The organism is Aliidongia sp. (assembly GCF_035943795.1).
In the GTDB taxonomy this organism is placed as follows: Bacteria; Pseudomonadota; Alphaproteobacteria; order ATCC43930; family CGMCC-115725; genus Aliidongia.
In genome coordinates this window covers 77546-101714 of record NZ_DASZBY010000140.1, presented here as the reverse complement: position 1 = coordinate 101714, position 24169 = coordinate 77546, and the positions used below count along the sequence as shown (strand labels likewise).

Below are 24169 nucleotides of genomic sequence, written 5' to 3'. Positions count from 1 at the left end.
CCGATGGTGACGGCCGTCGCTCCGGTAAAGCCCGTACCCGTTATCGTGACGGAGGTCCCGCCCAGCGTGCTGCCCGACGTCGGCGAGACGGCGCTCACGGTCGGCGGCGTTACATAGGTGAACAGGCTGTTCGCGGCGTTGGTGCCGCCTGACGTCGTGACCAGCACGCTTGCCGAGCCGGCGGAGCCTGCCGGCGTCGTCGCCGTGATCGAGGTCGCGCTGACTACGGTGACGCCGGTCGCGGCCGTGCCGCCGATGGTGACGGCCGTCGCTCCGGTAAAGCCGGTGCCGGTGATCGTGACGGACGTCCCGCCCAGCGTACTGCCCGTGGTCGGCGAAATGGCGCTCACCGTCGGCGGCGCTACATAGGTGAAGAGGCTATTGGCGGCATTGGTGCCGTTCGTGCTCGTGACCAGCACGCTTGCCGTGCCGGCGGCATGAGCCGGCGTCGTTGCCGTGATCGAAGTAGCACTGACCACGGTGATGCCGGTCGCGGCCACGCCGCCGATGGTGACGGCGGTCGTGCCGGTGAAGTTGGTGCCTGTGATCGTGACGGGCGTTCCGCCCAGCGTGCTGCCTGAACCGGGCGAAATGCTGCTCACCGTGGGCGCGCTGGAGGCCGGCAGGGTGACCTGAATATCGATCGGCGTGCTCGCGGTGCCGCTCTCGCCCGGGTCGATGTAGAGCCGCACGAAATCGCTGCCCGAACCGACCAACTGGGTGATCGAGACGGCGTAGATCGTCCTTTGGCCGTTGACCGCATCCGCGTAGCCCGTTTGGGTAAAGGTATAGTGCGTGCCGCTGTTGCCGACCGCCGTGACGGTTTCGGTCGTGCTGACGACCGTTTCGTTCTGTGTGTGCAGTCCCTGGTCATTGTCGTCGCAGGTACTGCCCGACTGGTCGATGTCGGTCAGCGTGATCGACGGGGTCGATCCTACGGTCGCGAAGACCACCGGATCCGGGGTGATGCAGTTGGCGTTCACGGTGGTGGCGAACGCCATCGAGGGCGAGAGGGCCGCCGTCAAGAGACCGAGGAACAGCAGGACTTGCGGCGAAAGCCCGCGCACGATCCGAGGAAGCATCGTCCGAGCGGGAGAGGGCGCCATCGAAGGGGTGGAAGTCCCGGTACGCGACAGACGCTGTAGGAAGCGCAACATTCTTGTGATCCCTTGGACTGCAATCGGCGGCGATTCGACCCGACGGGGCGAATCAGGTGCTTCCATTCAACCGGACGATGCTCGATCGGCCTTCGCGCAATTTTCTTCGGGATGTCACTCCGCGCCCCCACGCTTGGCGGGCATTCCTTAAGTCCACATTAAGTTTTTTCCACCTCTGCATGCTCTTTTGCCATTCTCCTCTTCCAAAGCACGAAAATGTTCGAGCGATGCCAATTGGTTGGAAGCGCCCGGGCCATATTGGCCGCGAAAATGAAATCTTCGATCGCGAATGGTTTTCCAACCACAGGCTGTCGGCAACCTGAACAGGGTGAGACGGCATCGCCGGATCCGCCCGTGACAAGCGATCGAATTTTTCCCCTTTCCGAGCGCAGCGATTTTCGTGTGTCATGGCGCCATGCTGAGACTGTTCGTCGGCATCGATCTGCCGCCCGAAACCAAGCTGGCATTGTCCGTCATCGCGCAGGGCCTGCCCGGCGTGAAATGGGTCGATCCAGGCAACTACCACGTCACCCTGCGCTTCATCGGCGAGGTCGACGAGGCCATGGCCGCCGACATCGACGTCGCCCTCGCGGAACTGCGCGCGCGCCGCTTTCCGATGCTCATTGCCGGCGTCGATCTGTTCGGCACGGTCGACAAGCCGCGCATCCTCTATGCCGGGGTCGAGCGTTCCGCGGCCCTGGTCGAGCTGCGCGACAAGGTCGGCCAGGCGTTGGGCCGCGCGGGCGTGCCGCCGGAGGGCCGGCATTTCACGCCCCACGTCACGCTCGCGAACATCCGCGCCGGGCATCTGACCGACCTCGGGCATTATCTCGAAGGCAACAATCTGCTGCGCCTGCCGGAGATCGCGGTCGACAGGTTCCAGCTGGTGCGGAGCTATCTGACCCGGGCCGGCTCGCTCTACGAGGCGGCGGCGGAATATCCGCTGGCGTGACTAGGCCAGCATCCCGTCGAGCAGGCTCGCGACCAGCGCGGGCACCAGCACCTCGACCGGCGTTGCCGGAAAGCCCGGACAGGTGAGCTTCAAGCTGACCACGCCGTGGAGCGAGGCCCAGAAGACGTCGGTCAGGACCATCGGATCCGCCGTAGGCGCCAAGTCGCCGGCGGCCTGCAGCGCGAGGAAGCCGCCGGCAATCAGCCCATAGGCCTGGGTGCCGGGATCGTCGGGACCACCGGCCTCCGGCCGGTCGTAGATCGCACTGACGATGGTCGGGTCTACCATGAAGATCAGGCGATAGGTCTCCGCCTGCTCCAGTCCGAAGCGGACATAAGCCTCCGCCAGCGCCTCGATCCGGGCACGCGGCTCGGCCACGCTCGCGACCGGCGTCAGCGCCGCGACAAGGTCGCGGAAGCCGGAGATACAGAGATCGCGGGCGATCTCGTCCCGTCCGGCGAAATGCAGATAGAGCGTGCCCGGCGAATATTCGATCGCCTGGGCGATTTTGCGCATGGTCAGGCCGGCGAACCCGTCGGTCAGCACGATGGCCCGCGCCGCCTCCAGGATGCGCGCGCGCAGATCGGCCTTCTGACGCGCCTTGCGTTCGGAAATCCCCATGGAGATGAATTTAACCCTTGACCGACGGAACCGGCAATACTAAATGAACATCGTTTACTGAACATTGTTCATAAATAGATCGTCGTTCAACAGGAGAGTCGCATGAGCAAGGTCGCGTTGGTCGGTGCCGCCGGTGCCATCGGGAAGAGCATCGCCGCAGCCCTGCGGGCCGAAGGGCGGCCCTACCGGGTCATCGGCCGGTCGCGCGATGCGCTCGACCGGGCATTCGGCCAGGATCCCCTGGCCGAGGTCACGACCTGGAACCCGGCCGATCCCGCCTCCGTGCGCCAGGCGCTGGCCGGCACCGACGCGGCCGTCCACCTGGTCGGCGTGCCCTACGACAAGTTCGAGCAGCACCCGATCGTCATGCGCCAGGTGATCGAGGGCGCCGTCGCCGCCGGGGTCGAGCGCCTGCTGCAGATCGGCACGGTCTATCCGTTCGGGATGGCGCGGACGCCGACGATCGCCGAGGACCATCCGCGCGAGCCGCACACCTATCGCGGCCGCATGCGCAAGGCGCAGGAGGACCTGACCCTGGCGGCCCATGCCGATGGACGGATCCAGACGACGATCCTGCGCCTGCCTGATTTCTATGGGCCGGACGGCGAATCGAGCTTCCTGCACGGTACCTTCACGGCGGCCCTCGCCGGCAAGCGCGCCCTGATGGTCGGCCCGATCGACCGGCCGCACGAATTCGTCTTCACGCCCGATGTCGGGCCGGTGGTCGGCCGGCTGCTGCGCACCGCCGACGCGTTCGGGCGCACCTGGAACCTGGCCGGTGCCGGCGTGATCACCCAGCGCGCGTTCGCCCGCAAGATCTTCGCCGCAGCCGGCACGAAGCCGCGCCTGCTGCCGGTCGGCAAGCGGGGCCTCAGCCTGTTCGGCCTGTTCGATCCGGTGATGAAGGGGCTGGCCGAGATGAACTACCTGGTGACCGATCCGCTGCTGCTGAACGACAACGCGCTCGCAGCGCTGATCGGACCCTTGGCCAAGACGTCGTACGACGAAGGCGTCGCCCGAACCCTGGCGGCCTTGCGGAGCCGCTGAGCAGGCTTGCAGCCGCTGCGGTTGCGACGCCACCCGACCGGCGCTCCTATGGCACGGCAAGAGGGAGCACCGCACATGGGTTATCGGGTCATCGTCACCGCCACGCGTCTGGCCGAACCGGCGATCCGGCGGCTCGAGGGTTTCGGCGCGTCGCTGGAGTTTCTCGACGATGCGCTGACCGAGGAGGTGCTGGCGGCGACCGCGGCGCGCTCGCGGCTCGATGCCATCCTGATGCGCAACAATCCGCCGATCGGCCGGCGCGTCTTCGCGGCGGCGCCCGACCTGCGCGTCATCGCCAAGCATGGCGTGGGATATGATTCGCTCGATGTTGCCGCGGCGACCGCCGCTGGCGTGCCGGTGTTGCTGGCGACCGGCGCCAACGCCTATTCGGTGGCCGAGCATACCATCGCGCTGATCCTGGCGCTCGGCCGCGACCTGGTCCGGCTGGATGGCCGGATGAAGGCCGGCCATTGGGACAAATGGCATTATTCCGGCCGGGAGATCCGCGGGCGCCGCCTGGGCCTCGTAGGGTTCGGCGCCATCGCCCGCCAGGTCGCGGTGCTGGCGCGCGCGCTGGGGCTGGAAGTCCAGGCCTACAGCCGCCGGACCGAGACGATCGACCCGGCACTGGCCCGGCCGGTCGCGACCCTGGACGAGCTCTATGCGACGTCCGACATCGTCAGCCTGCATTGCCCGCTCGGCCCCGACACGCGCGCCATGATCGATGCGGCGAGCCTCGCCCGGATGAAGTCCGGCGCGCTGCTGATCAACACGGCGCGCGGCGGCCTGATCGACGAGGCGGCCGTCACGGCCGCGCTGCATGCGGGGACACTCGCCGGTGCCGCGCTCGAAACCTTCGCGGCCGAACCGCCGGACCCGGCCAATCCGCTGTTCTCGGCGCCCAACCTGATCGTGACGCCGCATATCGGCGCCCACACCGGCAGCGCCGAGGATGCCATGGGCCTGATGGCGGCGGAGAACATCATCCAGGTGCTATCGGGCGGCACGCCGGATCCGGCGAACCTGGTCAACCCGGCCGCGCTTGGGCGAAAATAGCTCCCGAGCTATTTTACGACCGAGAAAGCCGTCGGCTTCAGGAACTGGTTGCTGACGTTTGCGTTGATCGGCCCGTCCCGCTCGCTTTCGTCGCGCGCCGCGATCCATTCCGGGTCGCTCTGGAACGCCGTCCATTTCGCCTCCCGCTCGGCCATGGATTCCCAGGCGACCAGGTAGGTGAGGTCGTTCGCGGACTCGCCCACGACCGTGGTCCAGAAGCCGGCTTGGCGAATGCCGTGCTTGGCCCACAAGCGCAAGGTGTGGTCGGTAAAGCGCGCCAGCAGATTGGGCAGCCGGCCGGGCACGGTGCGATAGACGCGCATTTCGTAGATCATCGACGGCTCCAGAGGCGGAAGATCAGCGTAAAATGGGGATGAGGCGTTCGAGCGCCGGCGCCAGCCGGTCGCGCGAAGCGGCGAAGCAGAGCCGCAGATGCCCCTCACCGCCCAGGCCGAACGCGGCGCCGGGTGCCAGGCCGACCTTGGTCTTGGCCAGGATCTCCTTGGCGAAGGCGAGCGAGTCGGTCATGCCGTCGACCTTGATGAAAGCATAAAACGCGCCATCCGGCGGCGCCACCTGGACCCGGTTCAGCCCTCGCAGCGCATCCAGCACCAGGGTCCGCCCGGCACGGTAGCGCTCCGCCATCGAACGCGCGAATTCCTCGCCCTCGCGCACCGCCGTCACGGCGGCATGCTGGATGAAGGTCGGCGCGCCGGAGATGTTGTACTGGATCAGCTTGCCCATGACCTCGACGATCTCGGGCGGGCCGACGAGCCAGCCCAGGCGCCAGCCGGTCATGGCCCAGGCCTTGGAAAAGCTGTTGACCACCACGACCAGGTCGTCGGGTTCGGCCAGGTCGAGCAGGGACGGCGCCACGGTGCCGTCATAGACGACGCGGGCATAGACCTCGTCGGCGATCAGGTACAGCCCGTGCTGGCGGGCGAACGCCAGCAGCGCCTCGCCCTCGGCCCGGCTCATCACCCAACCGGTCGGGTTCGACGGCGAATTCAGGAAGATCGCCCGGGTACGGCCGTCGCGCGCCCGATCGAGTGCGTCGAGATCGAGCAGGAAACCGCCGTCCTCGCGCCGGGCGAGCGCCACCTCGCGCGGCTCGCCGCCCATGATCTCGATCGCGGCGCGCACGTTCGGCCAGACCGGCGAGACGACCAGGATGTTGTCGCCAGGATCGACCAGGGCCTGGACCGTCAGCATGATCGCCTGCATGCCGGAATTGGTGATCACGACCCGTTCCGGTGCGACCGGTCGGGCGTGCAGGCCGGTCTCGTAGTCGGCGAGCGCCTGGCGCAGCGGCGGAATGCCACGCTCGAACGTATAGAAGGTCTCGCCCGCCTCCAGCGCGCGCGACGCGGCCTCGGTGATGAAGCGCGGCGTCGGCAGGTCACCCTCGCCGAACCATAGCGGCAACACCTCGGGATCGCCCATCCCGAGGACCGCGACCTCCGCGATCAGCGAGGCCTGGAGGTTCTGGATTCGGGGACGGACGGCCATGGAGCGGGATCCTGTTGGGGCGGAGGCCGCGAGCTTAGCCGAACCGGAGGCGGGATCAACCCGTACGCCCGTTGACGCTGGTCCGCCGGCCGCGAATATGCGATGGCTCTCGACCGTTCGCACCGGAAAGACGCTCGATGATCGCACCACCGCCCCGCCGCATGATCCCCTGGTATTTTCGCCTGGGCGCTCTCGTGCTGGCCGGCCTCATCGCAACCTACGTCATCGTGCTCTACGTCTACGGCATCAAGCTGGTCGATCTTGCCTCCAAGCTGCGCGCCGCGCCCGAGGCGCCGGTGATCGCCCATGATCCGCCTCCGCCCCCAAGCGAGCCCGGCGTCGTGACCTTCAGCATCGCTCCGGCCAAACCGCCCGCCCGCTGACGCTCGCGGTGCATCGCAGCCATAAGATATATTATTGATGAATGTTATCGTTGCACGATAAGATGGATTTAGTTTCGATCTTATAGAAGGCACCTCCGATGCTGACCGATAGCCAACGCGAGATCATCCGCGCGACCGTTCCTGCCCTGCGCCAGCACGGCGAGCGGATTACCGAGCTGTTCTATGGCGACCTGTTCGCCGCCCATCCGGCCCTGCTCAACGTATTCAACCCGGCAAACCAGCGGCCGGGCGGCCAGGCCCGCAGCTTGGCCGCGTCGATCCTCGCCTATGCCGCCAACATCGATCACCTGGACCGGCTGGGCGGCATGGTCGAACGCATCGCGCACAAGCATGGCAGCCTGGAAGTGCGGCCGGAGCATTACCCGATCGTCGGCCGGCATCTGCTGGGCGCCATCCGCCAGGTATTGGGCGCGGCGGCCACCGACGCGGTGCTGGACGCTTGGGGCGCTGCCTACGGCATGCTGGCCGACATCATGATCGGCCGCGAAGCGCAGCTCTACGCCCAGGGCTCGGCCGCCGGCTGGGACGGATACAAGACCTGCGTCGTCGTCCGCAAGCAGGCCGAGAGCGCCAGCATGGTCTCGCTCACGCTGGCCGCGGTCGACGGCACGCCGCCGCCGGCCTTCCGCCCCGGCCAATATGTCGGCGTGAAGCTGCGGGTGCCGGGCCAGTCGATCGACCACGTCCGCCAATACAGCCTGTCGAACGCGCCCGGCGGCCGGTTCTACCGGATCAGCGTCCGGCGCGAGCGTGCGCAAGGCATGGCACGGGACGGGCTGGTCTCGAACTTTATCCATGACGGCATCCGCGAGGGCGACACGCTCGCGATCCATGCGCCGACCGGCGATTTCGTACTCGACGAGACGAGCCCGCGACCGGTAGTGCTGCTGAGCGCCGGGTCGGGCATCACGCCGATGATCAGCATGCTGGAACACTTGGCCGGCCCCGCCGGCGGCACCCGCCCCGTCCGGTTCCTGCACGCGACGGTCGCGCGCGCGCAGCACGCGTTCGGCGACCATGTGCGCAGCCTTGCCCGCCAGCGGTCGGGCATCGAGGCGGCAATCTTCTATGAGACCGTGACGCCGGACGATGTACCGGGCGTCCACCACGACGAGCCCGGCCGCCTCGGCGACGGCGCGCTGGCCGCCCGCCTGCCGGCCGAACCGTGCGATTTCTACATCTGCGGGCCGCTTGGCTTCATGACCGCCGTCGAAGGCATTCTCGACCGGCTGGACATCCCGGCCGAACGGCGCCACAGCGAGGTGTTCGTGCCGGATCCGAGTTTCCTCGTGGCGGCTTGAGCTCCTCTCCCCTCACCCACGGAGGCGCAAGACTAGGCACGCATCTTTCCGCTTCAACCGAGATGACCAGCTTTTCCATCGTCATGGCCGGGCTTGACCCGGCCATCGCGGCGCGGCAGTACGATGATTTGGGCCAACAGCGCTCAGGCGGAGACGCGTGGACGCCCCGGCATGACGGAATAGTTTGGTAACTCTCTGAAATATATAACGAAATATGGTCAAGCGCTCCCTGGCGCCTGCGTGGGAATGATGGAGACGATGGAAATCGATCGATCCTTACAGATACCCGAACCGCTCCATCACCGCGCCGTGGTCGCGTTCGATGCGGGCCGCCTGGTCGGGTCGCAGGATGTCGCGCCAGCCGCCGGCCTGTCCGGTCCGGAAGAACCGGTCCGTGTTGGCCGGGCGCTCTTCGAAGCCATGCTGCCGTTCCTGGTCGCTCAGCACGCCGAAGCTGCTGAACCGGACGGCGCGCTCCAGGCGCTCCGGCGCCGGCGGACCACCCAGAAAACGGATGACGCGGCCGAACCGTTCGATCGGATCGGCCAGCAAATCTTCGTAGCGCAGGACCAGCAGCCGCGGGTCGGGCGACGGCGTCCAGCTGACGACATGGTTCGACCAGCTCGAATGCTTCTCGTAGACCTTGCTGTCGGTGCCGCCGACCGCCGCGTCAGGGTCGCCCAGGAACGCGATCGCCGTGTCGAGGTCGATGCCCAGGTGGTGGCCGTAAGAGATCGCGACGTCGCGCGGGTCGCGCAGGAGATAGATGGCGCCCGCGGTCAGTTCCGGCGTCACCAGCGGCACGCCTTCGACATAGCCGACCGCATTGTGCGTCTTGACGAACACCATGCCGGGGAAGGCCGTCGTCAGGTCGCGATGGACCAGCGGCCGCATGCGCTGCACGTCGGCGATCGAATATTGCGAGGCCGGGCGCGGATCGTAGGGCCGGTAGAGCTCGGCCCCGTTCTCGCCGGCCGTGAAATCGGTCAGCCGGTTGATGTCCCACGGTACCGCCGGCTGCCGCAGGTAATTGTGCAGCACGGCCCGGAGCCAGGTATTGCCGGATTTAGGATAGGAAGCGAGCCATAGGAGCTGACCCATCGGATCATTCCGTCAATGGAAAAGGGCCTCGCCGCGGCAAGGCCCCATCCCGTTCCATGATCCCTGGGATCACGCGGCCTTGAGGCTCGACGCCACGGTGTAGGTCGCACCGGTCTTGGTGGCGATCTCGTCGAGCGTCACGCCCGGCGCCACTTCGAGCAGCACCATGCCGCCCTCGCCGATCTCGAACACGCCCAGCTCGGTGATGACCAGGTCGACCACGCCGGCGCCGGTCAACGGCAGGTCGCAGCGGTGCAGCAGCTTTTTCTCGCCGTCCTTCGCCGTGTGCTCCATCAGCACCACGACGCGCTTGACGCCGGCCACCAGGTCCATGGCACCGCCCATGCCCTTGACCATCTTGCCCGGGATCATCCAGTTCGCGAGGTCACCGTTCTCGGCGACCTGCATGGCGCCCAGCACCGACAGGTCGATATGGCCGCCGCGGATCATGGCGAAACTGTCGGAGCTCGAGAAATAGCTCGAGGTCGGCAGTTCGGTGATCGTCTGCTTGCCGGCATTGATCAGGTCGGGATCCTCGTCGCCCTCATAGGGGAACGGACCCATGCCCAGCATGCCGTTCTCGCTCTGCAGCTGAACGGTGATGCCGTCGGGAATGTAGTTCGACACGAGCGTCGGGATGCCGATGCCGAGATTGACGTAGAAACCGTCCTCGAGTTCGGCCGCGGCGCGCTGCGCCATCTCTTCGCGGGTCCAGGGCATGTCGTTTCGCTCCTTGCGCTCAGGCCGCCGCGCGCGGACGGGTGGTGACCTTCTCGATGCGCTTTTCATAGTCGGCCGGCAATTGCACGATCCGCTGCACATAGATGCCGGGCGTATGGATATGGTCGGGATCGATCGAGCCGACCGGCACCAGCTGCTCGCATTGCACGACCGTCACCCGGCCGGCGGTGGCCATCATCGGGTTGAAGTTGCGCGAGGTCTTGCGGAACACCAGGTTGCCCTCGGTATCGGCCTTCCAGGCATGGACGATCGCGAGATCGGCGACCAGCCCGGTCTCCATGATGTAGCGCTCGCCGTTGAAGCTGCGCTCTTCCTTGCCCTCAGCGACCAGGGTGCCGACGCCGGTCTTGGTGAAGAAGGCCGGGATGCCGGCGCCGCCGGCGCGAATGCGCTCGGCCATGGTGCCCTGCGGATTGAACTCGAGCTCCAGCTCGCCGGCGAGATACTGCTGGGCGAACAGCTTGTTCTCGCCGACGTAGGAGCTGATCATCTTCTTGATCTGGCGCGTTTCGAGCAGCAGGCCCAGCCCGTCGCCGTCGACGCCGGCATTGTTCGAGACCACGGTCAGGTTCTGGATGCCCGACGCCCGGATCTCGCGGATGAGCGTGTTCGGCACGCCGCACAGCCCGAAGCCGCCCGACATGATCATGATGCCGTCCTTGAGCACGCCCTCGAGCGCGGACTTGGCGTCTTTGAAGACCTTATTCACGAAACATTGCCTCGCTGCATTGAGGGAAGCCGAAATCCCGTTCGGAGATCCAATAGTTCAGGACCTCGACGATAACGGCTTAGAAGCCTCCGGCCGCCCTGTCAACGACGGCCGTAGCGGCACCGGTGCATCGAGGCCGGCCCGGCGCTCCGTCCTGGGAGTGAGGCACGCGAGGCCGGGGAGTGTGCCCTTCCCGGCCTCGGTCGCGTAGGCTCAGATGCCGGGTCGATGCCGGCGACGATCGGCACCGATCGCGGGATCGCTCACGCTGTCGCGGCCGGTTTCGACATGGCCGGCCAGGTGGCGCAGGAAGCCTTCGTCACCCGCGACCCGGACCGTGAAGTCGTACCAGCCGAACGAGCCGGCCAGCGGCCAATAGCGGCCGACGCTTTCGCCGGGCGTCAGCACCTGGGCGAAATCCTGGCCGGTATAGGCGTTGGTCAGGATCACGCGACAGGCGGCATGGCCGCGGTTGGCCAGGACCAGCCCGTGACCGCAGCCGGCAGCATCGTAGCTGGAGCCGACCTCGATGATGCTGGGCGTCCGGCCCGAAACGCTGCCCTTGAAGCGGCGGAAGAAGCCGTTCGGCCCGTAGACCGACAGGTCGTAGCCGCCGGTCCCGATGGCCCAGGCATCGGAAATCGCTTTGCCCGCCTCGACCGTGTAGCTGCGCGGCGCGACCGAGGCGTCGGCGGAGCGCACCTGGAAACAGGCACCCGCCGCACCGGAATTGGTGAAGCGGATCTGCACCCTCGCGGTCGCCAGATCGACCTGGCCATGGGCATCCAGCTCGTACGGCAGGGCACGGGCGCGACGCAACCCGTCTTCCTGGGGCGGCACCGACTGATCGGCCGGCGGCACCGGGACATAGTCCGGATGCCGCACGGCGTCCGGCGGCACATAGGCGGCAGTGCTGGGCAACGGTGCCGGCGCCCCGTTGGGATTGGCGAAGTCGAACGCGCTGGTCAGGTCGCCGCACACCGTCCGGCGCCAGGGCGTGACGTTCGCCTCGGGCAGCCCGTCGCGGCCGGAGCCGAAGCGGCGCTCGACGAAGCGGATGATCGAGGTATGGTCGAACACTTGCGAACTGACCCAGCCGCCCTTGCTCCAGGGCGACACCACGATCATCGGCACGCGCGGCCCGAGCCCGTAGGGGCCGGCCGGATAGGTTGCGTTGCCCGGGAAGATCTCGTTGGTCGTGGCCACCGTCGACAGGCCCTCGGCCGCCGACGCCGGCGCATAGGGCGGCACCATATGGTCGAAGAAGCCGTCGTTCTCGTCGAACGTGATGAACAGCGCCGTCTTGCTCCAGACCTCCGGGTTCGCGGTCAGGGCATCCAGCACCTGGGACACGTACCAGGCGCCATAGTTCGCCGGCCAGTTCGGGTGCTCCGAATAGGCCTCCGGCGCCACGATGTAGGACACTTGCGGCAGCTTGTTCTGGCGCACGTCCTGGCGCAGCTGATCGAACAGCGTGCCGCCAGCCGAGATGTCGGTGCCGACCCGGGCGCCCTGGTACAGCGCGCTGCCGGGCAGCGCATTCTGGTACTGGTGGAAATACAGCAGCGAATTGTCGCCGTAGTTGCCGATGTAGGGATCGTCGCCGGTCCAGCCCCAGGAGCCCGCCGCATCGAGCCCGTTGCCGACGTCCTGATAGACCCTCCACGAGATGCCCGCCTTGGTCAGCACCTCCGGATAGGTCGACCAGCCGTAGCCGGCCTCGGCATTGTCGACGACCGGCCCGCCGCCGCTGCCGTCGTTGCCGACCCAGCCGGTCCACATGTAATAGCGGTTCGGATCGGTCGGTCCCATCAGCGAGCAATGATAGGCGTCGCAGATGGTGAAGGCGTCGGCCAGCGCGTAATGGAACGGGATGTCCTGGCGCGTCAGGTAGGCCATGGTCGTGGCCCCTTTGGCCGGCACCCACTGGTCGTAGTTGCCGTGGTTGAACGCCGCATGGGTGCTGGACCAGTCGTGGGCCAGGTCCTCGATGAACTGCAGCCCCAGGTCCGGTGCGGTCGGACGGAACGGCAGGATCGTGGCGGCGCCATCGGGCTGATGCCAGACCGACTGTCCCGAGGCCAGGCGCACGGCGCGCGGATCCTCGAAGCCGCGCACGCCGCGCAGCGACCCGAAATAATGGTCGAACGAACGGTTCTCCTGCATCAGGACGACGATGTGTTCGACATCCTCGATCGTTCCGGTGCGATGGTTCGCCGGGATCGCCATGGCGCGCCCGATGCTCTCGGGCAGTGTGGCCGCCAGGGCGGTACCGCCCAGGACACGAAGGAATGTGCGGCGATCGCTGGTCGTCATGGCCGTCGAGCCTCCCGCATATGGTTAACACAAAGCGAATTTCGCCCTGTATAGCCACGCGGAAGGTCAATCCGGCGTAGCTTGTGTAACAACCCTGCGGTGGATTTGCGACAGCGATGCGACAGTCGGGCTTGGGCAATCCCAAGGCGGGCATGGTGGCGTATGACCTGCCGGTGCTATACGCGGTAAAATCAGGCGTGCTATATCGCCGCCGAATGCTACCGCACTCATTTCCAGGCCGGGCGGCTCAAAAATGAAAACCACTCGTGGCCGGCACCTGGCGGCAGAGTCGATTGGACTTCGCGGATGATCATCGCGGTCCTTTTGCCTTGCTATCAAGAGGAAGCGACGATCGCGGAGACGGTCGCCGCGTTCGCCAAATCGTGTCCGGACGCCACGATCTACGTCTATGACAACAATTCCACCGATCGCACCGTCGAGCGTGCATTGGCGGCCGGTGCCGTCGTTCGTCATGAATCCCGGCAGGGTAAAGGCAACGTCGTCAGACGGATGTTCGCGGACATCGAGGCCGACGTGTACGTGATGTCGGATGGCGACACGACCTATGACGCCTCCCGCGTCGGCGATCTGATCGATCTCGTCGTCCGGCAGAAATTCGACATGGTCGTCGGTGCCCGGGTGCCGCAGGACGAAGCGACCCATCGGGCTGGCCACACCTTCGGCAACGCCCTGTTCAATCGGATCGCCGACTGGCTGTTCGGCAGCGAATTCAAAGACATCTTCTCCGGCTATCGGGCATTCTCCCGCCGGTTCGTCAAATCCTTTCCCGTGATCACCGACGGCTTCGAGATCGAGACCGAGTTGACCGTGCACGCGATCGACCTGCGGGTGCCGGTCGCGGAAATCCCGATTCCGTTCGGCAAGCGTCCGGATGGCTCGAGCAGCAAACTGCGGACGGTGCGCGACGGCCTTCGAATTCTTTGGGTACTGGTACTCCTGGCGAAGGAGGTGCGGCCGTTCGCCTTTTTCGCTTTCTGGGCCACTCTCGGGGCGGCGGCCTCGATCGTCCTCGCCTATCCGGTCGTCGCCACCTTTCTCGAAACCGGACTGGTGCCGCGCCTGCCGACGGCAGTGCTGGCCATGGGCGTGGCGCTCCTCGCCTTCCTCAGCCTCGCCTGCGGCATCGTGCTCGACAGCGTGTCGCGGGGGCGGCACGAGACGAAGCGCCTTCGCTATCTGGAAATCCCAGCACCGCCCGGGAATTCCCAATTCGTTCCGAAGAAGGGAACATGACCGACCTGTGACGCAGCGCATAAGGATGGTCGATCAAGGTCGATGAGATGCCCGAGATTCTTTTTTCCGGTTTGACGGTTTATGGGGCGGTGGCCGCCGTTTTCGCGGCGATGGTCGGCGTGGGAACCTTGCCGGCGCTGCTAATCGAACAGCAGCAGATGAACCGGCATTTGCGTCTACCGCTTTTCGTCGGCGTTGGATGGGGACTGGTCGCGATCGTCTCGGCCGTCGTCGCCATTTTCGATATCCACCAGAACTGGCCGGCACGTGGCTTATTGTGCATCGGCCTCCTGCTGCTCGTCCCGTTCGGCGGGGCCGACCGAAAGCGGCAACAGCGGCAATTGCTCGGTGATCTCGTCATCCTCCTGATCCTGGTTGCCCCCATGGGGCTGCTCGTCGCCGCGACTCCGGCGGTGGCGTTCGACGAATTCGCACAATGGCTGCCCAACACGCGCTATCTCGTCGAACATTCGCGCTATTGGTTTTGGCCCGACTGGCTCGGCGCCTCCAGCAAGCCCGGCTACCCGAATGCATCCGTTGTCGTTGCCTTGCTCGCGAACAAGTTGATCGGCCCCACCATCGAGGCGCCTTTCAAAGTTTTCGCCGTACTCCTCCTGGGCGGGTTCGGAGCGGTCCTCGCAAGCCTCGCTCCGGCGGCGGGCATCGCCGACGCATCGCGACCCAGGCGGGCTCCCCTGCTCGCGCTCATGGCGCTCGCCGGCGGGATCCTGATCTCTTTCATCGATCCTTTCGTCGACCCCCGCATCAGCCTGACGGCCTTGGCGGATACGTCGACCGCAGTGATCCTAGCGGTCGCCGGGCTCACCGCCTCTTTCGGCATCGGTGCCGCCCGGCGGCGCGACGATTCCGCTGCAACCGGCTGGTTTGCATGGACGGGTCTGCTCTCCTTGACGCTCGTGATGTTGCGAACGACCAATCTCGTCCTGGTCGGCGGCCTTTTCATCGCCATCGGCTGGCTCGTGGTGGCGGCCGGAGGCGGCTCCCGGAAGCCGTGGCTTCGGTGGAGCGGTGTCGTTCTGGGGCCGCCGGCCGCCGGTGCATTGGTATGGAACTGCTATCTGCGGGCCGCACGGATCGGCGCGGACATGTCGCCGAGGGCGATGTCCGAATGGGACTGGACGGCTCCCTTGACGGTGATCCGGGTATTCCTGCTGAATCGATTGAGCGGGAACATCGCCCTCGCCGGGGGCGCTGCACTCCTGGTCGGCGTGACGCTGTTCGGAGGCATCGCCGTCTGGCGCCGACTGGATGATCAAGTCACCGAAGCAAGCGCTCCTTTTCGTATTTTGCTGGCGCTCACGGGAATCGTCAGCGGCATCTTCGTTATTTTCCTGCTGTGGACCTATACCGCCGTATTCAGCGCCGAGGAGGTTGCACGCGCCGCGTCGCTCTGGCGGTATCTGACCGAACTGGGGCCGCTCGTCGTGATGGCCGCCTGTGGCGTGGTCCTGAAACTGTCGACGCGTCGTCACCGGACCGGGCCGGGATGGTGGCCGCTGGCGATCGGGGGCGCGGCGTGTCTGTCGGTATTGGCGCTTCCGGTGGTCGGTCGGAACTACTATGGCCTGGCGTGCCGCTATCCCGATGTCATTGCCGCGCGTCTTGCGGGCAGGCAACTCGCGCTGCCCTTGCAGGGCTTCAGGACCAGCGCCGCCGATACGGCGTCGCGCGTAGCCGTCGTGAACCCTACCATGGGAGACTGGATGGCCTATGCGATCGCCTTCGACCTGCGATGGCCATCGTCAGACAAGCTGGTCCAATTCCGACGGCAGGACGAAAGCCTGGCCGCCACTGAGGCCTGGGCGTGGGACCGCGGATTGGACGCTCTCGTCGATTTGACGCCGCTCGACCGGTCGGACTTGCTCGCCCGACCGATCGTTCCCCCCGTGTCCCTGCTCGGGAGACCGGCAGCGAAGGGAGAGGAATGGAAGATTCTGGCGACGACCAAGCCCGAGCCATTGCCCCCGTGCTCGCCGTTCCCGGCTCGATAGTGTCCCCATGAACGAAGAGAGCGCCCGCGAGCGCCCCTGGTTCGCCCAATTCGCCCGCTTCGCGCTGGTCGGCGTCGTCGGCTTCCTCGTGGATACGGGATGTCTTCTCGGCTATCTCGCCGTTCTGCCGGACCATTTCCTCGACGGTCGCGCCATTTCATATCTCGCCGCCGCAACGACGACCTGGTTGCTCAACGCGAGCTTCACCTTCGGTAGGACGGCGGAGCCCCGGCTTCGCCAATGGGGGCGGTTCGTCATGTTCAACCTAACGGGCGGCGCCGTGAATTATGGCGTGTATGCCGCTCTGGTCGTGACGCAGCGCCCGATCGCAGCCCACCCCGTCATAGCGGTCGCCCTAGGCTCCCTCTGCGGTCTTGGTGTGAATTTCATGGTTTCCAGGCATTTCGTCTTCGGGGGCGAGAAGTAAGCTATTCGGGTGATCGCCGGGAATGCCGTCAGCGCGGTTCGCCAATGAAATTCCGAGCGGGCAACCACGCCCGGCGCGCTCCCGCCAAACCCGCCCCCACCGGCCCTACGACGCACCTTACCCGATCAACCGCCCCAGCCGTTGCAGCGCCAGGGGATAGCCCTGGGTTCCGAAGCCCGCGATCACGCCGGTCGCGACCAGCGAGACGTAGGAGTGGTGCCGGAATGCCTCGCGCTTGTGCACGTTCGAGATGTGCACCTCGATGATGGGTAAATCGCAAGCGTTGAGCGCGTCGAGGATCGCGACCGAGGTGTGGGTGAAGGCCGCCGGATTGATGACGATGCCGGCGGCGATCTCGCGCGCCTCGTGGATCCAGTCGATGATCTGGAATTCGGCGTTGCTCTGGTGGAACCGGATCTCAAGACCGAGTTCGGTGCCGACCCGCCGGCATTCCGCCTCGACGTCGGCCAGCGTCTCGTGGCCATAGATCTCCGGCTGGCGCTTGCCGAGCAGGTTCAGGTTCGGTCCGTTCAGGACATAAACGATGCGCATGGCGCTTCTCCCTGGAGGTCGATGGCACGGGACCTTCCGCCCGACCTCGACTGACGGGTTCATCGCTGCACCGATCCGGAGCAGACCGCAACCCTCCGTTCCCGCTATTGCGGAAAGCCGTGTTCCTCCTTCCACTTCCGGATCATGGCGAAACCCTCGGCGATCGTCGGCGGCGCCGTGGGGCGCGCATACATCGCCGCGAGATAGGTGCGCAACCGGGGCGCGTCTTCCAACAGGTTTTCCAGGTTGGCCCAGTCCAGCAGATAGGCGGCATTCAGGTCGGCGACCGTCAGGTGGTCTCCGACGAAGAATTCGCGATCCTGCATGTGGTTCTCGATGACATCGATCATCGCCCTGCCGTCGCGCGTCGCGAGTGCCACCTCTTCCGGGCGCCTTTCCGCCGCCTCATAGATCCGCGTATGCAGCGCGATGCGCCACAGCGGCAGCTCGATCTCGGTCACCAAGAAGAATATCCAGCGGTACATCTGGGCCCGGTCGGCCAGCGAGGTCGGGATCAGGCCCTTGCCTGGATATTTCTCGGCGAGATAGAGCGTGATGGCCACGGATTCCGTCAGCACGACATCACCGTCGACCAGCACCGGGATCTTTCCGGCAGGATTGAGCGCCCGGAAGTCGGGTCCACGCTGTTCGCCCGTCCCCAGATTTACCGTGACGACCTCGCACTCGATGTCCAATTCTCTCAGCAGCCAAAGCACGCGAAGGGCTCGGGATGGCACCGTTCCATATAGCTTCACCGGGTATTCTCCTGTCCCTGCGGGTCGCCGGGGCATCCGGGCAACCGGGGATGACGCCCTGGTCGCACCGCGCTGCGCCGTTTCGACAGCGGGCACGAAAAAAATCTGCCTCCTGTCGAATTCCACCCGTGCCGACCGACAAGGCGTGTTCGAAGCCCGAGCCGGGAGTTCCCGCCATGCGCCATGCCTGCCTGATCTGTTTCGACCCGTGGAAAATGTTCGCCCAGAGTCCCGACGCCATCGCGGTCCCGAGCGATACCAACCCCCACAAGGAGTTTCCGCCGTGCGCTATGCCTGCCTGATCTATTTCGACCCCCGGAAAGTGTTCGACCAGAGCCCGGAGGCCACCGCGGTCCTGCGCGACAGTGGCCCCTATAACGAGGAATTGCGGGCCAACGGCCACATGGTGACGGACCAGGCGCTGCAACTGCCCGACCAGGCAATGACCGTGCAGGTGCGTGACGGGAAGATGTCGGCGACCGACGGCCCCTTCATGGAAACCAAGGAGATGCTGGGCGGCTTCATCGTGATCGAAGCGCGCGACCTCAACGAAGCCGTGCGCCTCGCGGCGGGCATCCCGTTGGCCAGATTGGGCTTCGTCGAGGTGCGGCCGGCCGTCGACTACAGCAAGCCTCGTCCGGTGCTATGAACCCGGCCGGCGCGCGCCACGCCCTGGAGGCGGCCTACCGCACCGAGGCGCGGCGCGTGTTGGCGACGCTGATCCGCCTGTTGGGAGGGTTCGATGCGGCGGAGGAGGCCTTGCACGAGGCCTTCGCCGCCGCAGCCGAGCGATGGCCGCGCGACGGCGTGCCGGCCAGTCCCTATGCCTGGCTGGTCTCGACCGGACGCTTCAAGACCATCGACCGCTGGCGCCGACAGGCCCGGCTGACGGATCTCCTGCCCGAGTTGGCGGCGGTGACGGACCTGTCGCCGGAGATGATCATGGCGGAGCCGATCCCGGACGACGAGTTGCGGCTGATCTTCACCTGCTGTCACCCGGTCCTGGCGCCGGACGCGCGCATCGCGCTGACCCTGCGCGAGGTGGCCGGCCTGACCACGGAGGAGATCGCCCGGGCCTATCTGGCGCCCGCGCCGACCATCGCCCAGCGCATCGTCCGCGCCAAGGCGAAGATTCGCGACGCGGCGATCCCCTACGAAGTCCCGGCCCCGGCCGCGCTGCCGGCGCGGATCGAGAGCGTGCTGCAAGTGGTCTATCTGGTCTTCAACGAAGGGTATGTGGCGACCACGGGACCGAGCCTGACGCGGGACGATCTCTGCATGGAAGCGATCCGGCTGGGACGGCTGGTGGTCGATCTGCTGGACGATCCCGAAGCTCTGGGCCTGCTGGCCCTGATGCTGCTGCATCAGGCACGGCGCGCCGGCCGCGTCGATCCGGCCGGCGACCTCGTCCTGCTGGAGGATCAGGATCGGTCGCTGTGGGACCGCGACCGGATCGCCGAAGCCCAGGGGCTGATCGAGCGGGCCCTGTCGTCACGCCGCACCGGGCCCTACCTGCTTCAGGCGGCCATCGCAGCCCTGCATGCCGAGGCACCGAGTACCGGCCAGACCGACTGGCCCCAGATCGTGGCCTTGTACGACGTGATGCATCGCCTCGACCCGTCGCAGATCGTGGCCCTGAACCGCGCCGCCGCCCTTGGCATGCGAGACGGGCCGGAGGCGGGACTCGCCGCTATCGAAATGGTGATCGGCCGGGGCGACCTCGATGGCTATCACCTGGCCCATGCCGCGCGGGCAGACATGCAGCGCCGGCTCGGCCGCATCGAGGCGGCGCGGAGCTCATACCGGCGCGCGCTGGAGCTGACGCGCCAGCCGGCCGAGCGTCGGTTCCTGCAAGGGCGCCTGGATCGGCTCGGCACCGTGGCGATCGAACCCGAACGACCATGATCAAGGCGCGGCCGGCGCCACGGTCGCATCGCTCTGGCCGCTCGCCCCCAGTGCCTTGGCGACGAATCCCGACTCTTTCATGTCCTCGACGAAGGCGCGCAGGAAGCGGAACCCGGCCTCCCGTCCCTTCGGCGCGCCCATAGCCTGGGCGATTTCCATGAAGCGCCCCGGCATGACGCGGACGTCCGCATGGCTCTTCGCATAGCCGGCCAGAGGCTGCCTCACGCCTGCCAAGGCGTCGACCTGCTGCTGTTCCAGCAGGGCGGTCGCCGCGGCCGAATTGGCGGCGCGGACGATTTCGGCGTGCTTCAGCGACCGGGTGAGGAACAGGTCATAGGCGCTGTCCTTGGCGACACCGATCCGCGTACCTTGACGATCGACCTGGTCGACCTGATGGAAAGGCGAGCCCATCGGCACGAGATAGGTCCCCTCGATCAGGACATAGGGCGCCGTGAAGTCGATGCCGGCGGCGCGCACGGGATCGACGGCGAGAAAGGCCACGTCCCAGGCATCGGCCTTCAGCGCTTCGAACACCTGACCCGCCTCGGTGAACGGCACGAGATCGACCGGGATCCCCAATTGACGGCCGAGTTCGCGGGCCAATGCCACCGAGACGCCGCCCGGCGCGCCCGTCACCGGGTCCTTCTGTGCCAGCACCGGGTTGCCGAAATTGATCGCGGCACGCAGCCGGCCGCTCGGCGCCAGGTCCTTGGCCGCGTCGGACGAGGCAGCCTCGGCAGTGGCGCAAGTCGCCAGCAACAGGCCGGTGACCGAGGCGATGAGCTTCAGCATGATCCCCCACGAAGGTTGCGATCGGGTCGACGGCGCAGTCGGGCCGGTAGCGAAACGATATTCAGCGCCACCGGATCCGTCGAGTCCAGGATCACCGCCTTTCGGTCTGCCGGCCGAACCAGTGGCCGACCCGTGCAACCAGTTCGTCGAGATCGAGCGGCTTGGAAAGATAGTCGTCCATCCCGGCCTCCAGGCACCGCTCGCGGTCGCCGGCCATGGCATTGGCGGTCATGGCGACGATCGGCAGCGCAAGGCCCTGGTCGCGCAGACGCCGGGTCGCCTCGAACCCGTCCAGATGGGGCATCTGGACATCCATCAGGATCATGTCCCATTCCTCGCGCGCGACGGCATCGAGGGCCTGCAGCCCATCGCCGGCGAGACCGACCGTGTAGCCGGCGTCGCGCAGGACTTCGACGGCCAGCACCTGGTTGACCTCATTGTCCTCGACCAGAAGCACCCGGCCGCCGCCGTTCATCGCCGGTCGGGTCGATATGGGTGCCGGCGCCGGCGGCTCTTCCGTCCGGGCGCCGTCGCTCATGACCCGGGCAAGGCACTCGACGAGCGCCCGGTGCCGAACCGGCTTCGTCAGGGTGGCGTCGAAGCGGTTGCGCGCCCGCTCCGCCTGCATCGGCCGATCGACCGACGAGACGAGAACCTGCTTCGGCTGATGCCACTCCACATGAAGGCGGATGGTTTCGCCCAGATGGTCGCCGGTCATGCCCGGCATGTCGTGATCCAGCAGCACGATGTCGAAAGGACGCCCCTCTTCCTCGGCCCGGCGCAGTGCCGCGAGCGCGCTGGCGGCGTCCGAGGCATCGTCCACCGCGATGCCTTCGTCGGAGAGCCGCCGGTGGAACACGACCCGGTTCATCTCGGTATCGTCGACCACCAGTACGCGCAGCCCCGCCAGAATGGCGGAATCGACGAGGCTGCGGCTCGACGCCCGATCCCCGTCCGGCAGGGTCACGCCGATGCGGAAGATCGTGCCGCCGCCTGGCCGTCCCTCCGCGGCGATGGTGCCGTCCATTAGGTCGAGCAGCTGTTTGCTGATGCTGAGGCCGAGCCCGGTCCCGCCGTAACGGCGGTTGACCGAGCTGTCGCCCTGCTCGAACTTGTCGAACAGGCGGCCGGCCAGCGCCGGGCTGATGCCGATGCCGGTATCGGCGACGGCGATCGTGATCCGGGTCAGGCCCGGCCCTGCCCGCTCGCCCGAGACGCTGATGGAAACGGCGCCCTGACCGGTGAACTTGATCGCGTTGGCCAGCAGGTTCAGCACGATCTGGCGCAGGCGCGTCGGATCGCCGCGCACGACCTGCCGCGCCGCCGCATCGATGAAGCAGGACAGCTCCAGGCCCTTTTCCCGCGCGCGCGGCGCCATGAGTTCGATCGGTCCCTCGATGACCTCGGTCAGGTCGAAATCGATCGTCTCCAGTTCCAGCCGCCCGGCCTCGAGCTTGGAGAGGTCGAGGATGTCGTTGATCAGGTCGAGCAGGATTTCGGCCGACTTGCGGACCGCCTCGGCGAAGCGCCGCTGCTCCGTATCGAGGCCGGTGCGCAGCAGCAGCGTGTTCATGCCGATCACGCCATTCATCGGCGTGCGGATCTCGTGGCTCATGTTCGCCAGAAATTCGGACTTGGCCCGGTTGGCCGCATCGGCCAGCCGCTGCGCCTTTTCCAGCGCCTGGGCCTGGTCGCCCAGCACTGCGTGCGCGGCGGCGAGCCGCCCGTAGAGCGCCAGGGTCTGCAACAGCAGGACGACCAGCACGAAGCCCGATGCCAACAGCCCGTAGATCCGCCCGGCATAGAAACCCAGGTCCCAGCGGCTCTGGTTGAACACCAGCGACAACGCCACGTCGAAGATCCAGGCGACGACCGCCACCATCAGCCACAGATCCAGTACCGAGCGGGTCCGCCGCCGCAGGACCAGCACGGTCGCCAGCGCCGCGAAGCCGAGCAGCCATTCGGTCGTGTAGGACCAAATCATGGCCCGGGTGTATTGACCGCCGGCAAGGATCACCGGCAGCAGCCCCTCGCCGACGGTCGCCAGGAGGACCAGGGCAACGACGAGGATCGGAATGCCGATGACCGCCGCCAGGATGGCACGGCCAGGACGCGGCGTTCCGGCGCCGGGCCGGGCCAGCACGGCATAGGCGATCACGGCGAGGAGAAAACCCGCGTGCCAGAACAGGTAGAGCCAGGCCGTGGTCTGAACCCCGGCGCCCAGCAGCCCGGTGGGCGCGAACAGTCCCGGAAAGCTCATCATGTGCGCGACGGTGATGAGGGCGGTGAACAGATAGCCGGCGCCGAGCGCCAGCAGCGCCGGGGCGCGCTGCATCCGGAACTGGCCGAACAGCAGCGCCGCCGTCAGCAGGTCGTTGATGACCAGCGCCGCTTCGTAGATCGGAATGAAAGCAGGCTGGGGCGCCAGCAGCAGCCTTGCGAACGGCAGGCAGGCGGCGAAGACGGCGACCGAGACCAGAACGACGCCGAACGCCATCCGGGTCTCCGCCCGGGACGGCGATGCCGTGGATAGAAACATCAGCTGGTCGCGGCCCATCGACCTCGTCTCGTCTCTTGTCTGCAACGAACCGACGGTCCGCCGTTCATTCGTTCCTATCGCAGCAGATAACGGAGAGAGTTGTAAATGGGAACCGCAAACCGGCGCCGACCGCGCGAGCAGGGGCTCAGGCCACTTCACGAAGTGGCCACGGCACCCGGCATTTGCTATGAGCGGTCCGAAGGTGTGGGACGGCGACGTCCCGGGCCAAAGAAATCCATAGGGCAAGGAACATCCGCATGCAGATCCAAGGACAAGCCGCCATCGTCACCGGCGGCGGCTCGGGCCTCGGCGCCGGGACGGCGCGGGCGCTCGCCAAGGCCGGCGCCAAGGTCACCCTGTTCGACGTCAACCTCGACGCGGCCAAGGCGGTCGCGGCCGAGATCGGCGGCCATGCGGTCGCGGTCGACGTCGCCGACGCGGCCTCGGTCGAGGTGGGATTCGCCGACGCCCAGGCGAAGCACGGCATCGCCCGCATCCTCGTGAATTGCGCCGGCGTGGCACCCGCCGCACGCATCGTCGGCAAGAACGGCCCGATGCCGCTCGCCGATTTCTCGCGGGTCATCAACGTCAACCTGATCGGCAGCTTCAACACGCTGCGCGTGGCCGCGGCCGCCATGCAGACGCTCGACGCGCTGGACGATGGCGAGCGCGGCATCATCATCTCGACCGCATCGGTCGCCGCATTCGAAGGCCAGATCGGCCAGGCGGCCTATGCGGCGTCCAAGGGCGGCATCGTGGCACTCGCACTGCCGGCGGCCCGCGAATTCGCCCGCTTCGGCATTCGCGTCAATACCATCGCGCCCGGCCTGTTCGGCACGCCCCTGCTGCTGAACATGCCGCAGGACGTCCAGGATAGCCTGGCGGCCAGCGTGCCGTTCCCGAGCCGTTTCGGCCTGCCCGAGGAATATGCCCGCCTGGCGATCCACATGATCGAGAACACCATGATCAACGGCGAAGTGGTCCGGCTCGACGGCGCCATCCGCATGCAGCCGAAGTAA

General features: G+C 66.8%; 23 protein-coding genes. 11 read left to right on the top strand and 12 right to left on the bottom strand.

Translation table 11 applies throughout. The features are described 5' to 3' along the window. Positions 1-1067, bottom strand: a 1067-nt coding sequence (locus tag VGV37_RS27165; RefSeq protein WP_326882943.1) for an IPT/TIG domain-containing protein, incomplete at its 3' end; no start/stop codon positions are given. 505 nt (positions 1068-1572) lie between these two features. Here VGV37_RS27165 and thpR point away from each other — a divergent pair. Further along, entirely contained in the window at positions 1573-2109 is a 537-nt protein-coding gene (thpR, locus tag VGV37_RS27160) for an RNA 2',3'-cyclic phosphodiesterase (RefSeq protein WP_326882942.1), read from the top strand. Here thpR and VGV37_RS27155 read toward each other — a convergent pair whose 3' ends face one another. Then, positions 2110-2730: a TetR/AcrR family transcriptional regulator gene (locus VGV37_RS27155; RefSeq protein ID WP_326882941.1), complete on the bottom strand. Its 621-nt coding sequence runs from the start codon at positions 2728-2730 to the stop codon at positions 2110-2112. A 102-nt stretch (positions 2731-2832) separates the two neighbouring features. Between VGV37_RS27155 and VGV37_RS27150 the strand changes: the two genes are divergently transcribed. Together VGV37_RS27150 and VGV37_RS27145 are read left to right on the top strand one after the other, a co-directional pair. Next, complete coding sequence (locus VGV37_RS27150; protein ID WP_326882939.1) at positions 2833-3777, top strand: NAD-dependent epimerase/dehydratase family protein; 945 nt, start codon at positions 2833-2835, stop codon at positions 3775-3777. Between the two features lie 75 nt (positions 3778-3852). After that, a complete protein-coding gene (locus tag VGV37_RS27145; protein WP_326882938.1) occupies positions 3853-4833 on the top strand; it encodes a hydroxyacid dehydrogenase in 981 nt (326 codons plus the stop codon). Positions 4834-4841: 8 nt separating this feature from the next. On the opposite strand, the gene VGV37_RS27140 is transcribed toward VGV37_RS27145, so the two are convergent. Both VGV37_RS27140 and VGV37_RS27135 read right to left on the bottom strand, forming a co-directional pair. After that, a complete protein-coding gene (locus VGV37_RS27140; RefSeq protein ID WP_326882937.1) occupies positions 4842-5168 on the bottom strand; it encodes an NIPSNAP family protein in 327 nt (108 codons plus the stop codon). Positions 5169-5190: 22 nt separating this feature from the next. Continuing rightward, the gene (locus tag VGV37_RS27135) at positions 5191-6342 is read right to left on the bottom strand and encodes a pyridoxal phosphate-dependent aminotransferase (RefSeq protein WP_326882936.1); all 1152 of its coding nucleotides are present in this window, start codon (positions 6340-6342) and stop codon (positions 5191-5193) included. Between the two features lie 137 nt (positions 6343-6479). Between VGV37_RS27135 and VGV37_RS27130 the strand changes: the two genes are divergently transcribed. Further along, positions 6480-6725, top strand: a complete 246-nt coding sequence (locus tag VGV37_RS27130) for a hypothetical protein (RefSeq protein WP_326882935.1) — start codon at positions 6480-6482, stop codon at positions 6723-6725. A gap of 98 nt (positions 6726-6823) precedes the next feature. Then, positions 6824-8047, top strand: coding sequence for an NO-inducible flavohemoprotein (hmpA, locus tag VGV37_RS27125; protein ID WP_326882934.1), 1224 nt, complete (start codon positions 6824-6826; stop codon positions 8045-8047). Positions 8048-8323: 276 nt separating this feature from the next. On the opposite strand, the gene VGV37_RS27120 is transcribed toward hmpA, so the two are convergent. From VGV37_RS27120 to VGV37_RS27105, 4 genes are all read right to left on the bottom strand, one after another. After that, positions 8324-9148, bottom strand: a complete 825-nt coding sequence (locus tag VGV37_RS27120) for a sulfotransferase domain-containing protein (protein ID WP_326882933.1) — start codon at positions 9146-9148, stop codon at positions 8324-8326. A gap of 69 nt (positions 9149-9217) precedes the next feature. Continuing rightward, positions 9218-9868 carry a 3-oxoacid CoA-transferase subunit B gene (locus tag VGV37_RS27115; RefSeq protein ID WP_326882932.1) on the bottom strand — a complete coding sequence of 217 codons (651 nt, stop codon included), beginning with the start codon at positions 9866-9868 and terminating at the stop codon, positions 9218-9220. 19 nt (positions 9869-9887) lie between these two features. Continuing rightward, positions 9888-10598 carry a CoA transferase subunit A gene (locus VGV37_RS27110; RefSeq protein WP_326882931.1) on the bottom strand — a complete coding sequence of 237 codons (711 nt, stop codon included), beginning with the start codon at positions 10596-10598 and terminating at the stop codon, positions 9888-9890. A 213-nt stretch (positions 10599-10811) separates the two neighbouring features. Beyond that, positions 10812-12914 carry a phosphocholine-specific phospholipase C gene (locus tag VGV37_RS27105; RefSeq protein WP_326882930.1) on the bottom strand — a complete coding sequence of 701 codons (2103 nt, stop codon included), beginning with the start codon at positions 12912-12914 and terminating at the stop codon, positions 10812-10814. Between the two features lie 306 nt (positions 12915-13220). Here VGV37_RS27105 and VGV37_RS27100 point away from each other — a divergent pair, with 306 nt between their 5' ends. From VGV37_RS27100 to VGV37_RS27090, 3 genes are read left to right on the top strand one after another with little or no spacing between them, the layout of a single operon-like run. Beyond that, positions 13221-14168, top strand: a complete 948-nt coding sequence (locus tag VGV37_RS27100; RefSeq protein ID WP_326882929.1) for a glycosyltransferase — start codon at positions 13221-13223, stop codon at positions 14166-14168. A gap of 47 nt (positions 14169-14215) precedes the next feature. Next, positions 14216-16180, top strand: a complete 1965-nt coding sequence (locus VGV37_RS27095) for a hypothetical protein (RefSeq protein WP_326882928.1) — start codon at positions 14216-14218, stop codon at positions 16178-16180. Between the two features lie 7 nt (positions 16181-16187). Continuing rightward, positions 16188-16607, top strand: coding sequence for a GtrA family protein (locus tag VGV37_RS27090; protein ID WP_326882927.1), 420 nt, complete (start codon positions 16188-16190; stop codon positions 16605-16607). 117 nt (positions 16608-16724) lie between these two features. On the opposite strand, the gene aroQ is transcribed toward VGV37_RS27090, so the two are convergent. Both aroQ and VGV37_RS27080 read right to left on the bottom strand, forming a co-directional pair. Then, the gene (gene aroQ / locus VGV37_RS27085; RefSeq protein ID WP_326882926.1) at positions 16725-17159 is read right to left on the bottom strand and encodes a type II 3-dehydroquinate dehydratase; all 435 of its coding nucleotides are present in this window, start codon (positions 17157-17159) and stop codon (positions 16725-16727) included. Between the two features lie 104 nt (positions 17160-17263). Then, entirely contained in the window at positions 17264-17950 is a 687-nt protein-coding gene (locus VGV37_RS27080) for a glutathione S-transferase family protein (protein WP_326882925.1), read from the bottom strand. A gap of 247 nt (positions 17951-18197) precedes the next feature. Here VGV37_RS27080 and VGV37_RS27075 point away from each other — a divergent pair, with 247 nt between their 5' ends. Beyond that, entirely contained in the window at positions 18198-18563 is a 366-nt protein-coding gene (locus tag VGV37_RS27075) for a YciI family protein (RefSeq protein WP_326882924.1), read from the top strand. Next, a complete protein-coding gene (locus VGV37_RS27070) occupies positions 18560-19819 on the top strand; it encodes an RNA polymerase sigma factor (protein WP_326882923.1) in 1260 nt (419 codons plus the stop codon). The genes VGV37_RS27075 and VGV37_RS27070 overlap by 4 nt, the downstream gene beginning before the upstream one ends. Here the strand turns inward: VGV37_RS27070 and VGV37_RS27065 are convergent, their stop codons facing one another. After that, entirely contained in the window at positions 19820-20611 is a 792-nt protein-coding gene (locus VGV37_RS27065) for an ABC transporter substrate-binding protein (RefSeq protein ID WP_326882922.1), read from the bottom strand. 91 nt (positions 20612-20702) lie between these two features. After that, positions 20703-23108 (bottom strand): hybrid sensor histidine kinase/response regulator, encoded by a 2406-nt coding sequence (locus VGV37_RS27060; protein ID WP_326882921.1) that lies wholly within the window; start codon positions 23106-23108, stop codon positions 20703-20705. A gap of 299 nt (positions 23109-23407) precedes the next feature. Here VGV37_RS27060 and VGV37_RS27055 point away from each other — a divergent pair, with 299 nt between their 5' ends. Further along, positions 23408-24169: an SDR family NAD(P)-dependent oxidoreductase gene (locus tag VGV37_RS27055; RefSeq protein ID WP_326882920.1), complete on the top strand. Its 762-nt coding sequence runs from the start codon at positions 23408-23410 to the stop codon at positions 24167-24169.